The sequence below is a fragment of the Streptomyces sp. NPDC020898 genome, from assembly GCF_044333925.1.
In the GTDB taxonomy this organism is placed as follows: domain Bacteria; phylum Actinomycetota; class Actinomycetes; order Streptomycetales; family Streptomycetaceae; genus Streptomyces.
In genome coordinates this window covers 31,954-46,506 of sequence record NZ_JBIRRV010000034.1, presented here as the reverse complement: position 1 = coordinate 46,506, position 14,553 = coordinate 31,954, and the positions used below count along the sequence as shown (strand labels likewise).

The 14,553-nt window shown below is 70.6% G+C and carries 12 protein-coding genes; 10 read left to right on the top strand and 2 right to left on the bottom strand.

What is annotated here, in order from left to right; all coding sequences use genetic code 11:
* The first annotated feature begins 207 nt into the window (after nucleotides 1–207).
* Nucleotides 208–342, top strand: a complete 135-nt coding sequence (locus ACH4TV_RS46875; RefSeq protein ID WP_398407600.1) for a hypothetical protein — start codon at nucleotides 208–210, stop codon at nucleotides 340–342.
* A 136-nt stretch (nucleotides 343–478) separates the two neighbouring features.
* On the opposite strand, the gene ACH4TV_RS46870 is transcribed toward ACH4TV_RS46875, so the two are convergent.
* Entirely contained in the window at nucleotides 479–1,477 is a 999-nt protein-coding gene (locus ACH4TV_RS46870) for an AraC family transcriptional regulator (RefSeq protein WP_398407599.1), read from the bottom strand.
* Between the two features lie 167 nt (nucleotides 1,478–1,644).
* Between ACH4TV_RS46870 and ACH4TV_RS46865 the strand changes: the two genes are divergently transcribed.
* Nucleotides 1,645–3,750, top strand: coding sequence for a pectinesterase family protein (locus ACH4TV_RS46865; protein WP_398407598.1), 2,106 nt, complete (start codon nucleotides 1,645–1,647; stop codon nucleotides 3,748–3,750).
* Between the two features lie 185 nt (nucleotides 3,751–3,935).
* Here the strand turns inward: ACH4TV_RS46865 and ACH4TV_RS46860 are convergent, their stop codons facing one another.
* Nucleotides 3,936–5,753, bottom strand: a complete 1,818-nt coding sequence (locus ACH4TV_RS46860; protein WP_398407597.1) for a bifunctional metallophosphatase/5'-nucleotidase — start codon at nucleotides 5,751–5,753, stop codon at nucleotides 3,936–3,938.
* A 191-nt stretch (nucleotides 5,754–5,944) separates the two neighbouring features.
* Between ACH4TV_RS46860 and mshD the strand changes: the two genes are divergently transcribed.
* From mshD to ACH4TV_RS46820, 8 genes are all read left to right on the top strand, one after another.
* The gene (gene mshD / locus ACH4TV_RS46855) at nucleotides 5,945–6,889 is read left to right on the top strand and encodes a mycothiol synthase (RefSeq protein WP_398407596.1); all 945 of its coding nucleotides are present in this window, start codon (nucleotides 5,945–5,947) and stop codon (nucleotides 6,887–6,889) included.
* A gap of 105 nt (nucleotides 6,890–6,994) precedes the next feature.
* A complete protein-coding gene (locus ACH4TV_RS46850; RefSeq protein WP_398407602.1) occupies nucleotides 6,995–7,381 on the top strand; it encodes a GntR family transcriptional regulator in 387 nt (128 codons plus the stop codon).
* Nucleotides 7,378–8,280 carry an ABC transporter ATP-binding protein gene (locus tag ACH4TV_RS46845; protein WP_398407595.1) on the top strand — a complete coding sequence of 301 codons (903 nt, stop codon included), beginning with the start codon at nucleotides 7,378–7,380 and terminating at the stop codon, nucleotides 8,278–8,280. Before ACH4TV_RS46850 ends, ACH4TV_RS46845 begins: the two co-directional genes overlap by 4 nt.
* On the top strand, nucleotides 8,277–9,281 hold the full coding sequence (locus tag ACH4TV_RS46840) for a cbb3-type cytochrome c oxidase subunit 3 (RefSeq protein ID WP_398407594.1): 1,005 nt from the start codon (nucleotides 8,277–8,279) through the stop codon (nucleotides 9,279–9,281). The genes ACH4TV_RS46845 and ACH4TV_RS46840 overlap by 4 nt, the downstream gene beginning before the upstream one ends.
* Nucleotides 9,278–10,273, top strand: coding sequence for an ABC transporter permease (locus tag ACH4TV_RS46835; protein WP_398407593.1), 996 nt, complete (start codon nucleotides 9,278–9,280; stop codon nucleotides 10,271–10,273). Before ACH4TV_RS46840 ends, ACH4TV_RS46835 begins: the two co-directional genes overlap by 4 nt.
* A gap of 185 nt (nucleotides 10,274–10,458) precedes the next feature.
* Nucleotides 10,459–12,828, top strand: coding sequence for an RNA degradosome polyphosphate kinase (locus ACH4TV_RS46830; protein ID WP_398407592.1), 2,370 nt, complete (start codon nucleotides 10,459–10,461; stop codon nucleotides 12,826–12,828).
* Nucleotides 12,809–13,945, top strand: coding sequence for a CHAD domain-containing protein (locus ACH4TV_RS46825; protein ID WP_398407591.1), 1,137 nt, complete (start codon nucleotides 12,809–12,811; stop codon nucleotides 13,943–13,945). Before ACH4TV_RS46830 ends, ACH4TV_RS46825 begins: the two co-directional genes overlap by 20 nt.
* On the top strand, nucleotides 13,942–14,364 hold the full coding sequence (locus ACH4TV_RS46820) for an NUDIX hydrolase (RefSeq protein WP_398407590.1): 423 nt from the start codon (nucleotides 13,942–13,944) through the stop codon (nucleotides 14,362–14,364). Before ACH4TV_RS46825 ends, ACH4TV_RS46820 begins: the two co-directional genes overlap by 4 nt.
* The last annotated feature ends 189 nt before the right edge of the window (nucleotides 14,365–14,553 follow it).

The window sequence follows — 14,553 nt, the reverse complement described above, 5'->3', positions numbered from 1 at the left end:
GCGACTCCGAAGGGCCAAAACCTTCATCTCCCGCACAGCATCATTTCCAGAAGCTGCCCTACAACCAACTCCCTTTCATGTTCAGGACACACCAACCCCTGCTACCTCAGCACCGACAGTGGCCTCAGCCGGCTCTCTCTCCTCGCCGACGACATCGAGGCGGCCCAACTGGATTCCGGGGAGCAGGTGTTGAAGGGGGCGAAGGCCTTGCTCAGTGACCCCAGGGCGGGGGAGCGGGCCGTGCGGTTCGCGCTCACGCGGGCCGCCGAGTCGTTGGCGGACGTCCTGCGGATCGCGGTCAGCCGGGGAGGGCGGATCCCGATGGACCCGGCGGAGTGGTGATACCGGGTTTCCTCGGTCGCGGAGCCGAGCAGAGGTTCCGCTCCGCGACCGAGATTTCCCCCGTTGCGGAATCAACAATGCCTGGGCGCCGCCCTGTTGTCGTTGGCAGCCGGTGCACAGTTACTTGGCGCTGCGTCTACTCGCGTCCTACGGCCCTTTCCGGCAGCGCTTGTTGCCGGTACTCCCTGGGGGACATCCCGTACGTGGCGCGGAACGCCCGGGTGAAGTCGGAGGGGCGCGGGTAGCCCCAGCGGGCCGCGATGGTGTGGATCGGGGTGCCGCTCAACGAACCGTCCGCCAAGTCCCGGTGGGCGTTCTCCACGCGTCGGCGGCGGATCCAGGCCGCGACCGTTTCGCCCCGCGTCTGCTGCTGGAAGATGCGGTGCAGATAGCTGAGCGAGATGTTGTGGGCGGCGGCTATCACCGGCGGTGTCAGCTCCGGGTCGTGAAGGTTGTGGCGGATGAACGCCTGGACGCGTTCCGCCATAGCCCGCCCTCGGGTCTCCGGCGCCAACACGGCCTCCGCGTCCAGCAGTTGGGCGAACCAGGCCGACAGCAGGTCGAGGACGACCGTGCCCAGGCGGGGCGCGTCGGCGGGGGTGAGGGTGGCGGCCTGCCGGTCCAGGCCGACGAGGAACTCCGCCAGCAGGGCACCGATCCCGTCCTGCCCCGGCAGGTTCCGGCCCAGCAACTCCCGTACCCGGTCCGGCGGTAGGGGCAGCAGTGCCTTGGGGAAGTCCACGGCCATCCCCCTGACGACGCAGTCCTCCCGGTCGTCTGCCGTTCTGACGTCGTACGGCTTCGAACTGTCGGCCAGATGCAGGGTGCGTGCGGTGAACGTGCTTTCCCGGCCCGCGTGTTCGAGGTCCAGTCCGCCGTCGGTCAGCAGCGTCAGGTGGAACAGCTCGGGGTCGTCCTGACGCACCATTCTCGGGGTCCGCCGATAGCGTGTCGGCCGGAACGACATCTGGCTCACGATCAGCGGCCCCAGTTCCATCAGCCGCTGCTCCGCCCAGAAGTCGGCGGCGTGGTCACTGATGATTTCGCTGGAGCGCGTCCGGCCGACCAGTTCCCGCCAGTACTCGAACCGGTCTCCCGCAGGCACGTCCTCGCTCCGGAACACGGTCCCGATCATTCCGCCTGCCTCTCCGAATCCACCCCCACCCCACCACCAGCCGCGTCACCACCCTCTGACGGTAACCGAGCACTGTCCGAAACCCGTGCCCCACCCCGGCAACCTTTCCCCCGTCAGCTGCAACCACCAAGTGACCTGCCACCCCCCTCACTTGAACGGATGCCGCCGTGAGCGAGACAACCCGCAGCAAGCCCCGCAGCCCTCGTCGTCACCGTCGCCGCAGGACCGCCCTGTTCGCCGGGGTTCCGCTGGCCCTGACCGCCTCCGGGGCCATGGCCTACGGCGGCGTCTTCGGTGTGTTCGGTCAGGACGCGCAGCCGACAGCGTCCGCCGCCACCGCCGCCGCCTCCGCGCTCGCCGGTGTCACCGACGTCGCCAACGGGTTCGCCTCCGTCAACGCCCTGGGGCAGAACGGGACTTACGGCGGCCGGGACGGTCAGACCGTCACCGTGAAGACGCTCGCCGATCTCGAGAAGTACGCGACCGCGGCCGAGCCGTACATCATCGTCGTCGCCGCGACCATCAACATGAACCCGGTCGGCAAGGAGATCAAGGTCGCCTCCGACAAGACCATCATCGGGGCGGGGACGTCCGGGCACATCGTCGGTGGGGGGTTCTTCCTCGGGACCGGCGTCCACAACGTCATCATCCGGAACCTCACCATCCGGGATGCGTACCAAGGCGTCTGGAACGACAAGGAGAACGACTTCGACGCCATCCAGATGGACGGTGCCCATCACGTCTGGATCGATCACAACGACCTGCGGCACATGGCCGACGGGCTCATCGACAGCCGTAAGGACACGACCTATCTCACCGTGTCCTGGAACAAGCTGAGCCAGGAGAACAAGGCCTTCGGTATCGGCTGGACCGAGAACACCACCGCCGACATCACGATCCACCACAACTGGATCCGCGAGACCGAGCAGCGCAACCCGTCCACCGACAACGTGGCCCATGCGCACCTCTACAACAACTATCTGGAGGACGAGGCCGGGACCACCATCAAGTCCTCGTACGGTAATTACTCGCGCGGCAAGACGAACATGGTGCTGGAGAACTCCTACTTCCAGGGCCTGACCAACCCCGTCGTCCGGGACGCCACCGCCACCGTCGTCCAGCGCGGCAGCGTCTTCTCGGGGACGAGCGGGAAGAACGAGAGCGGGGGTACGGGCGCCGCCTGGAACCCCAAGACGTACTACACCTACACGCTCGACAAGGCCGCGGACGTGCCCGCGCTCCTCAAGTCCGGTGTGGGGCCCCGGAGTTCGGTGGCGAAGGCGACGACCGCCACCACCCCGGGCACCACCGCCGCCGCTGCCACGACCCTCACCGTCGCCGCCGACGGCTCCGGCCAGTACCGGACCGTGCAGGCGGCCGTGAACGCCGTACCAGCGAACAACGCCTCCCGGGTGGTCATCTCCGTCAAGCCGGGCACGTACCGCGAGCTGGTCAAGGTGCCGTCGAACAAGCCGCACGTCACCATCCAGGGCAGCGGTGGCAGCCGCAAGGACACCACGATCGTCTACAACAACGCGTCCGGTACGCCGAAGCCCGGCGGAGGCACGTACGGCACCGGCGGCAGCGCCACCGTCGCCGTCGAGGCGGACAACTTCCAGGCCCGCAACCTGACGATCTCCAACGACTTCGACGAGGCCGCGCACCAGGACATCGCCAACCAGGCGGTCGCCCTGCGCACCTCCGCCGACAAGGTGTTCCTCGACAGCGTCATCATCAGCGGCGACCAGGACACCCTGCTGGTGGACACCGCGTCCAAGGACAAGCTGGGCCGCGTCTACATCACCAACTCCTATGTCGTCGGCAACACCGACTTCATCTTCGGCCGGGCCACGGCCGTGATCGACAAGTCCGTCATCACCCTGAAGAAGCGCTGGAACGGCACCTCGGCCGGCTACGTCACGGCCCCCAGCACCGCCGCGAACCGCAAGGGCATCCTGATCGCCAACTCCACGATCAACGGCGACGTCTCCGACCGCAGCTTCTACCTCGGCCGGCCCTGGCACGCGGGCGGCGACGCGAGCCTCGACCCGCAGACCACGATCCGCAACACCACCCTGAGCGCCGCGATCAGGACCACCCCCTGGACCGACATGAGCGGCTTCTCCTGGAAGGACGACCGCTTCGCCGAGTACCAGAACAAGGGCGCGGGCGCGGGTGCCGCGAGCACCGACCGCCCCATCCTGACCGACGCCCAGGCCGCCGGCCAGGAGGTCGCCGACTGGCTGGGCGACTGGACGCCCACGGCCGGCTGACCGACGTACGAACGGCCAACGTACGGAACGACCCAGAGACCGGCTGGGGAGCGTGTGTCGACACCCCGCTCCCCAGCCGCACCACATTCCCCACGTACAGGGCACAGCAGAGGGCCCGAGGCGACTCGCCTCGGGCCCTCTGTGATGAAACTGCTGCCAGTACCGGCCAGTACCGGCCAGTACCGCTACTGAACGATCGTGATCCGGTTCGTCACCGGCGGCGCGATCGGGGTGGTCGCCGTGGAGTTGGCGGTCAGGTAGTCCGCCAGCGCCGCAAGGTCGTCCCCGCCGACCAGGTCGTTCGTGCCCTGGCCCAGCGTCGGGTAACCGTCGCCGCCGCCCGCGAGGAAGCTGTTCGTCGCGACGCGGTAGGTGGCCGCCGGGTCGATGGCCGCACCGTTCAGCAGGACGGAGCTGACGACGATCCGGTCCGCGCCGGTCTTCGTCATGTCCAGCGTGTACGTCAGGCCCGTCGACGGCAGCAGGATCTTCGGCGCCGCCGCGTTCGAACCGCTCACCTGCTCCTGGAGTACGGAGATCAGCTGGGCGCCGGTGAAGTTCTGCAGGTTCACCGTGTTGGAGAACGGCTGGACCGTGAAGCCCTCGGCGTAGGTGACGACGCCGTCGCCCTCACTGCCCTTCGCCGCGAACGTCAGCCCACCGCGGACCCCGCCCGGGTTCATCAGCGCGAGGTCGGTCTCCGGGTCCAGCTTCTTGCCGTACGCCAGTTGCGCGTCGGCGATGAGGTCACCCATCGGGGACTCGGTGCCGGTGCTCGGGATGTCGGCGGAGATGAAGCCGACCGCGCGGTTGCCGATGGGCGCCGCGAGGGTGTTCCAGCGGGCGATCAGCGCGGTCATGTCCGCGGCCTTGGCGACGGTCCGGGTGACCACGTGGTTCGCGGAGGAGACGGCCGTACGGGCGATGTCACCCGTCCAGCGGTCGTACGTCAGCGTGGTGTCCGTGTAGAGGCGGCCGAAGGACGCGGCCGAGGTGACCGTGCGCGGCTTGCCCGACGGGTCCGGGATCGTGCAGGCGTACGCGGCGTGCGTGTGGCCGGTGACCAGCGCGTCGACCTTCGGGGTGATGTTCTTGGCGATGTCGACGATCGGGCCGGAGAGGCCGGAGCCGCCGCCCGCCGCGTCGCAGTCGTAGTTGTAGGCCGTCGAGGCCGGGAGGCCGCCCTCGTGGATCAGCGCGACGACCGACTTGACGCCCTGGCGCTCCAGCTCCTTGGCGTACTTGTTGATCGTCTCGACCTCGTCCTTGAACTTGAGGCCCTTCACGCCCTCGGCGGAGACGACACCCGGGGTGTCCTCCAGAGTCACGCCGATGAAGCCGATCTTGACGCCGTTCTTCTTCCACACCCAGTAGGGCTTGAGGATCGGCTTCTTGGTCTTCTCGTTGAGCACGTTCGCCGCGAGGTACGGGAAGTCCGCCCCCGAGAACTTCTCGCCCTCGACGTAACAGCCGTCGACCGGGTGGCAGCCGCCGTTCTGCAGGCGGGCCAGTTCCTTGGCGCCCTCGTCGAACTCGTGGTTGCCGACCGCCGTGACGTCCAGCTCAAGGCCGTTCAGCGCCTCGATGGTGGGCTCGTCGTGGAACAGCCCCGAGATCAGCGGGGAGGCGCCGACCATGTCGCCGCCCGCCGCGGTGACCGTGTACGGGTTGCCCTTGCGCGCCTCGCGCAGGTGCGTCGCGAGGTACTCGACCCCGCCCGCGTCGATGGTCTTCGTCGTGCCGTCGGCCTGGTGCTCGGTGACGCGGCCGGACGAACCGGCCGGCGGCTCCAGGTTGCCGTGCAGGTCGTTGAACGACAGCAGCTGCACGTCCTGGTAGCGGGTCGGCTTGCTGTGGCCGCCGGGCTTGTACGACGACGTCTCGCCCGCGCTGGCCGGAATCGCGACGACGAGAGCGCCGACCGTGGCGACACCGGCGGCGGTGGCGAGCAGCACGCGCGTACGGCGTCTGCGGCGGTGGTACGGCTGGGGTGTGACTGGCATGTGCCCCCCTGAAGTTCGTGAGAGGAGAGGAAGGGACGCCCAGAAGAAGGCGTAAGAAAACAGTGAGAATTCGGCCCCGTCCCGGCGCAGCCTAGAGTCAACGCGCGTAGCGCGACAGGGGTTCCGGGTTACGGAACGGTTGCCTCCCAGGGCACTTCGCCACGAATCGGGCAGGCCTTACCCTCGTAGCCATGACCAGCGACGACACCGCGCCCCCCGGCACCCCCGGCCCTCCCGTCCTGTCTCGTTCCATCGACACCCTGACGGCCCTCACCGCCGAACAGGCCGACGCCGTACTCGCCCTGCTCACGGAGGCCGCCCGGATCGACGGCCAGCAGCCGGTGTCCGAGCAGGGGCGCCTGCAACTGCGCGGCGGGGCCCGCGAGGGCGTGTCGCACTTCCTTCTCCTGGTCGGCGGCGAACTCGTCGGCTACGCACAGCTGGAGGACACCGACCCGATCGAGGCGCCGGCCGCCGAGCTGGTCGTCCACCCGGCCCACCGCAGCCACGGTCACGGGCGGGCGCTCGGCTCGGCCCTGCTGGCCGCCTCCGGCAAGCGGCTGCGCGTGTGGGCGCACGGCGGCCACTCCGCCGCCCGGCACCTGTCCCAGGTCCTCGGTCTCACCCTCTTCCGCGAACTGCGCCAGCTGCGGCGCCCGTTGACCGGCCTGGACCTGCCCGACCCGAAGCTTTCCGACGGTGTGACGGTACGGACCTTCGTACCCGGCGAGGACGACGCGGCCTGGCTCGCCGTGAACGCCGCCGCCTTCGCCCACCACCCCGAACAGGGCTCCCTCACTCAGCGCGACCTCGACGACCGCATGGCCGAGGCATGGTTCGACCCGGAGGGCTTCTTCCTCGCCTTCCGCGACGGCGAACTCATCGGCTTCCACTGGACGAAGACGCACGCGGCGGAGGGCCTCGGCGAGGTGTACGTCATCGGCCTGCATCCGGGCGCCCAGGGCGGCGGCCTCGGGCGGGCGCTCACGACGATCGGCCTGCGCCATCTGGCGGACAAGGGCCTGCCCACGGCGATGCTCTACGTCGACGCGGACAACACGGCGGCAGTGAAGCTGTACGAGCGGCTGGGCTTCGCGACCCACGAGACGGACCTCATGTACCGGACCGAGTCCTGATGTAACCACCTATCAGGACTCCCCACAGGGGGCGGTGATCTTGACACCGCCCCCATTCTTGGGCCACCCTTTCACTACTTAATTAGTGAAAGGGTGGTTGCACGAGTGGTCGAGTACCGCATCGACAAACGCAACGGCGTCGCCACCTACCTCCAGATCGTCCACCAGACCAAACAGGCCCTGCGCCTGGGCCTGTTGGAACCCGGCGACAAGCTGCCCACGGCCCGCGAGGTCGTGGAGGCCACCGCCATCAACCCGAACACCGTCCTGAAGGCCTACCGCGAACTGGAGCGCGAAGGCCTGGTCGAGGCCCGTCGCGGCCTCGGCACCTTCGTCCGCAAGTCCCTGGGCGCCGCCCCGGCGGACTCCCCCTTCGGCGCCGAACTCGCCGACTGGGCCACCCGGGCCCACGCGGCCGGCCTCGAACGGGACGACGTGGCGGCGCTGTTCAACTCCGTACTCGACACGCATTTCAAGGGGGACCAGGGATGAGCGACACCGCCATGGAGGCCGCCGGACTGGGCAAACGGTTCGGCCGGCGGAAGGGCTGGGCGCTGCGCGCGTGCACGTTCCGGCTGCCGGCCGGGCGCGTCTGCGCGGTCGTCGGACCCAACGGCGCCGGCAAGTCGACGCTGCTGGCCCAGGCGGCCGGCCTGCTCAGGCCCACCGAGGGCACGCTCACCGTCCTCGGCACCAGCCCGGCGGCGGCGCGCGAGCGCATGGCGTACGTCGCCCAGGACAAGCCCCTGCACCTCCACCTCACCGTCGCCGACACCCTCCGGCTGGGCCGGGAACTCAACCCCCGGCGCTGGGACAGGGCCGTCGCCGAGCGGGTCGTGTCGGACGGCGCTCTCGACCCCGACGCCAAGATCCGCACGCTGTCCGGCGGCCAGCGCACCCGGGTCGCGCTCGCCCTCGCCCTCGGCAAGCGCCCCGAACTGCTGCTCCTGGACGAGCCGATGGCCGACCTCGACCCGCTCGCCCGGCACGAGCTGATGGGCACCCTGATGGCCGACGCCGCCGAGAACGGCACCACGGTTGTCATGTCCTCGCACGTCGTCGCCGAGCTGGAGGGCTCCTGCGACCACGTCCTGCTCCTCGGCGCCGGCCAGGTCCGCCTCGCCGGCCCGCTGGACGACCTCCTCGCCGCCCACTCCCTGGTCACGGGCCCGACCGCCGCCCTCGACGAGCACACGGTGATCGAGTCCCGTACGACGGGCCGCCAGACCACCGCCCTCATCCGCCCGGCGGGCCGCCTCGCCGGCACCTGGCGGGCCACCGCGCCCACCCTGGAGGAACTGGTCCTCGCCCACCTGCGCTCCCCGGAGGCCCCGCCCCTGCACCTCGACGCGGACGACTCCGCGAACGAGTCGGTGGAGGCCGCCATATGACCACCCTGACCACCACCGAGGCCCCGGCCCGCAAACAGCCCCGGGAATCCCGCGGCCCCCACGGCCTCACCTGGACCCTGCTGCGCGTCCACCGCTCCGCACTCTGGTTCTGGCTGCTGTACGTCGTCGTGTCGGCCGGCGTGATCCTGTGGACGTACGGGCCGGGCACGAGCGCGGCCCTGGACGAGCTGGCGCGCTCGGGCTGCCGTGACGGCGGCATGCCCAACCTCGGCTGCGACATGCTCGGACCGGCCGGGAACCGCTGGGACTCGGGCATCGTCCTCGGCAGCCTCCTCATCTTTGCCGCCCCGTTCCTGATCGCGGCCTGGGCGGGCGGCTCGCTCATCGGCCGCGAGCTGGAGAACGGCACCGCCGAGCTGGCCTGGACGCAGTCCGTGTCCCCGGCGCGCTGGCTCGCCGCGAAGCTCACCGTGCCCGCCGTGCTGATCACGGCCGGGATGCTCCTGCTCACCGTCCTGCACCGCCTGATGTGGGCCGCCGGTGCCGAACTGCGGCCGGGCAACTTCAACTGGTACGACGACCAGGTCTTCGAGCCAAACGGCACCCTCGCCATCGCCCACGCCCTGCTCGGCCTGACCGTCGGCGTCCTCGTGGGCCTGGCCCTGCGCCGCTCGCAGGCCGCGCTCGGCGTCGCCCTCGTCGTCACCGGCCTCGTCGTACAGCGACTCCAGTCCCTGCGTCCGCACCTGTGGCCGGCCGAGACCCGGAAGAGCCCCGTCGGGTTCGAGGCCCCCGACGGCATGATCGTCGGCAAGGGCTCCTACACCTCCACCGGCGCCCGCATCCCCGACCTGCTCTGCAGCGACAGCACCGCGTGCGTCACCCGCAACAACGTCGCCGGCGTCTACCTCGACTACCACCCGGTCTCCCACTTCTGGCCCCTCCAGCTCGTGGAGACCGGCATCCTCCTCGCCCTCGCGACGGTGTCCGTGCTGATCGCCTTCGCCCTCCTCAAGCGCCGTACGGGAGCCGCCGTATGACCACCACCACCGCACCCGCGGCCCCCGCGAGACCGCGGCGCGACCGCCTGCGCCCGCACGGCCTGCCCGCGACGATGCTGATCCTGCACCGCTCGGCCCTCTGGTTCTGGCTGCTGCTGGTCGCCGGGACCGCCGGGGCACTGCTGTGGGCCTATGGATTCGGGCTCGACGCGGCCTTCGCCGAGTTCACCAGGTCCGGCTGCCACAACGGGGGCGTGAGACTGGCCTGCGAGTACTCCGGAGCCGGCGGCTCCCCCCTCCTCGGCACCACCGTGTCCGTCAGCGGCGGCCTGATCAACCTCGTCCCCCTCCTCACCGCCGCCTGGGCGGGCGGCGCCCTGATCAGCCGTGAACTGGAGAACGGCACCGCCCGGCTGGCCTGGACCCAGTCGGTCTCCCCGGCCCGCTGGCTGGCCGCCAAGCTCGCCGTACCGGGCGCGCTGCTCGTCACCGGAACCGTCCTCCTCACCTTCCTGCACCGCCTGATGTGGGACAAGCACGCCGAGCTGTGGGGCTCGATGGGCTCCTGGGAGTGGCACCAGAGCACCAGCTACGTCTCCAACGGCCCCCTCGCCACCGCGTACGCCCTGCTCGGCCTGGCCGTCGGAGCCCTCGTGGGTCTGCTCGTACGACGGTCGCTGCCCGCCCTCGGTATCGCCGCCGTGTCCCTGCTGACCCTCATGAGCGTCCTCGGCGACCTGCGTCCACGCCTGTGGCCGGTCGAGACCCTGACCCGCGAGACCGGGTACCCGCAGGTGACCGGCATGCTCGCCCAGGACGGTGTCATCACCTCCAGCGGGTCCCGCGTACCGGACCCGTACTGCACCGACGACGCCTGCCGTGCCGCCCGTGACGTCGTCGGCTTCTACCGCGACTACCACCCGGCCTCCCACTTCTGGCCCCTCCAGCTCATGGAGACCGGCATCGTCCTCGTCCTCGCCGCCGCCGCGACAGCCGCCGCCTTCTGGCTGCTGCGCCGCCGCACGGCCTGAGGACACCGGGCCCCGCCCGGCCACGTATGCCCCTTCCACCGGGGAGAAGGGGCATACGCGCACCCCTCTGTCCACGCCCCTGCCCTCCCCTGCCGCACCGGCCCGCCCCTGCGAGCCGCCCCCCGATATCCCGCACGTCATGTCCCCGTAACCAGTGATTCAGCCGGGCTTGCGACGCTCACCCAATGACGCCCGCCGTGCCTGAGCCTTCACCGCCCCCCAGGGGCACCAACGGGACCGGAGCGGCCCCGGCCACCCCTGCCGCACTCCCGCCCGCGCTCTCCGACGCGCCCGTCCCTGGCCCGGCGCGGAACAATGGGGTCATGACCCAGCCAGATGCCCGTTCGCAGGTACAGCACGCGCAGCCGTCCGTCGGTTCCCTGACCTCCCACCGCCCCCACACGGTGTCGGCCGTGGTCTCCGACCTGGAACCCGACATCGACGCCGACCTCGACGCGTACGAGGAGGCCCCCTACGACGGCGAGACGCTGCCGCAGGGCAGGTTCCTCGACCGGGAGCGCAGCTGGCTCGCGTTCAACGAGCGGGTGCTCGAACTGGCCGAGGATCCGAATACACCCCTCCTCGAACGGGCTAACTTCCTGGCGATCTTCGCCAGCAACCTGGACGAGTTCTTCATGGTCCGGGTGGCCGGCCTGAAGCGCCGCATAGCCACCGGCGTGGCCACCCGTTCCGCGTCCGGCCTCCAGCCCCGCGAGGTGCTGGAGATGATCTGGGCCCGCTCCCGCGAGCTGATGGCCCGGCACGCCGCCTGCTACCAGGAGGACGTCGCTCCGGCCCTCGCCGAGGAGGGCGTGCACCTGGTCCGCTGGGCCGAGCTGACGGAGAAGGAGCAGGCCCGCCTGTTCACCCTCTTCCGCCACCAGATCTTCCCGGTCCTCACCCCGCTGGCCGTCGACCCGGCGCACCCCTTCCCGTACATCTCGGGTCTCTCCCTGAACCTCGCGGTGATCGTCCGGAACCCGGTGAGCGGACACCGTCACTTCGCGCGTGTGAAGGTGCCGCCGCTGCTGTCCCGCTTCCTGGAGGCCTCGCCGAGCCGGTACGTGCCCCTTGAGGACGTCATCGCCGCGCACCTCGAAGAGCTGTTCCCCGGCATGGAGGTCCTGGAGCACCACGCCTTCCGCCTCACCCGCAACGAGGACCTGGAGGTCGAGGAGGACGACGCCGAGAACCTCCTCCAGGCCCTGGAGAAGGAACTGATGCGGCGCCGCTTCGGGCCGCCGGTGCGCCTGGAGGTCGAGGAGTCCATCGACCGGTACGTCCTCGACATGCTGGTACGGGAGCTGAAGATCACCGAGGCCGAGGTGTATCCGCTGCCGGGTCCGCTCGACCTCACCGGCCTCTTCGGCATCTCCTCCCTCGACCGGCCCGAGCTGAAGTTCCCCAAGTTCATCGCCGGCACCCACCGCGAGCTGGCCGAGGTCGAGTCGTCGTCCGCGCCGGACATCTTCGCGGCCCTGCGCGAACGGGACGTCCTCCTGCACCACCCGTACGACAGCTTCTCGACCTCCGTCCAGGCCTTCCTGGAGCAGGCGGCCGGCGACGACGACGTCCTCGCCATCAAGCAGACCCTGTACCGGACCTCGGGCGACTCCCCGATCGTGGACGCCCTCATCGAGGCCGCCGAGGCCGGCAAGCAGGTCCTCGTCCTGGTCGAGATCAAGGCCCGCTTCGACGAGCAGGCCAACATCAAGTGGGCGCGGAAGCTGGAGGAGTCCGGCTGCCACGTCGTCTACGGCCTCGTCGGCCTGAAGACCCACTGCAAGCTGTCCCTGGTGGTCCGCCAGGAGGGCGACACGCTGCGCCGCTACTCCCACGTCGGCACCGGCAACTACCACCCCAAGACGGCCCGCCTGTACGAGGACCTGGGCCTCCTGACGGCCGACCAGCAGGTCGGCGCGGACCTCTCGGACCTGTTCAACCGCCTGTCCGGCTACTCCCGCCGCGAGACGTACCGACGCCTCCTGGTCGCCCCCAAGTCCCTCCGGGACGGCCTGATCTCGCGGATCAACAAGGAGGTCCAGCACCACCGTGCCGGGCGTCCCGCGTACGTCCGCATCAAGGTCAACTCGATGGTGGACGAGGCGCTCATCGACTCGCTGTACCGCGCGTCCCAGGCCGGCGTCCCGTGCGACATCTGGGTCCGCGGCATCTGCGCCGTACGACCCGGGGTCCCGGGCCTCTCCGAGAACATCCGGGTCCGTTCCGTCCTCGGCCGCTTCCTCGAACACTCCCGGGTCTTCACCTTCGGCAACGGCGGCGAGCCCGAGGTGTGGTTCGGCAGCGCCGACATGATGCACCGCAACCTCGACCGCCGTATCGAGGCACTCGTCAGGGTCACGGACCCGGCCCACCGGGCCGCGCTCAGCCGGATGCTGGAGACCGGCATGTCCGACCTCACGCAGTCCTGGCACCTGGGCCCGGACGGCGAGTGGACCCGGCACTCGACGGACAACGAGGGCCAGCCCCTGCGACACGTCCAGGAGATGCTCATAGACGCCCGGAGGCGCAGGCGTGGCACAACAACACCTTGACCCGACCGACCCCACGACGGCCGGACCCGTGACCGCAGACGCCCTGGCGGACTACCTGCGGGCGCAGGCCACGGAGTTCCTGCGCGCCCTGCGCCTGCACCGGGAGACAGGCACAGGCGCGAGCACAGCGACGACCACAACCGCGTCCACAGCCATGGGCTCCTCCCCGGAGGGGCCCGTGGACGCGGCCCGCGCCCTGCGCCACGCGGCCCGCCGCATCACCGGCACCCTCCACACCTTCCGCCCCCTCCTCGACCCCACCTGGTCGGAGAACATGCAGCCCGAACTGGCCTGGCTTTCGGGCACGTTGGCCAGGGAGCACGCCTACTCGGCCCGCCTGGAAAGGCTGTTGCTGGCACTGCACCGGCTGTCCGGCTCAACTCCCTTCCCCACACAGCCCGTTGGTGCAGCCACAGCCGCACTGCGAACGGCGTCCGGCAATACCACTCCCCCTCCCGTGCCCCACCCCTCCGCACCCCCGGACCGCAGCAACCTGACAGTGGGCGCCGCGAAAGCAGGCGCCCTGCTCGAACGCCAACTCACCCTGGCCCGCACCCGATCCCACTCGGCGTCCCTCCAGGCCCTGGGTTCGAGCCGCTTCCACGCCGTCGCGGACAACGTGGCGGTCCTGGCCAGCGAAGTCCCCCTCACCCCCGCCGCGGCCCACACCCCCACCGACCTCCGCCCCCTCGCCACCGCGACGGACGAACGCCTCTGTGACGCCGTCGCCGCCCTCCCCCTCCTCACCGCGGGCCACCCTTACAACGCGGAGGCCCTGATCCACGGCCTCTCCCCCGACCCGGCCCCCCACCCCCAGGACGCCCCCTGGCACCACGTACGGCTGCTGCTGCGCCTGCGCCGCTACGCCCACGAGGTCCTGGAGGGCGACGAAGCCCACGTCGACGTACGGATGCCGGCGGCCGGCGCCGCGCTCAACCGGCACCGGGACGCGTCCGAGGCCGCCGCGGCGGCGGCAGCGGCGGCGCGCACCCCGCGTATCGCCCCGGCGACGGCGTACGCGCTCGGCGTGCTCCATGCCGACCAGCGGCACGAGGTGGAGGCGGCCCGGTTCGCGTTCCAGCAGTCCTGGGAGCGGAAGACGGTGGGTACGCGGTGACGTCCGCCGGCGAGGGACCCGTACTGGCGGCGGGCTGCGTCCTGTGGCGCCGCTCGCCCGTCGACGGCGGCCTGGAGATCTGCCTCGTGCATCGGCCGAAGTGGGACGACTGGTCGCATCCGAAGGGCCGGCTGAAGCGCGGCGAGGAGACACTCGCCGCCGCGCTGCGCGAGGTCGAGGAGGAGACGGGCTACCGGGCCGCCCCCGGAGCTCCCCTCACCACGTCCCACTACGAGGCCAACGACCGCCCCAAGCAGGTGAGTTACTGGGCGGCGGAGGCCACGTCCGGCGCCTTCGCCCCGAACGACGAGGTGGACCGCATCCTGTGGCTGCCCCCGGCGGCGGCCCGCGAACGACTGACCCAGCCCCGCGACAGAGACCTGGTCGACGAGCTGCTGGCCCTGCGGCATCGGGCCTGAACCCCGCCGCCGGCGTCAGCCGCCGACCGTGTGTCCCTTGCCGTCCGACCTGGCCAGACTGCGGGCCCGGCGTGCGGGGCCGCGCCACCCGCAGACGCATCTGGCAAAGCAGAACGGCCCGTGTTCCACCATGGAAACGGCGTGCTCGTCGGAAGTCGGGGAAGGCTCGGTTCGGTCCTGCTGTGCCAC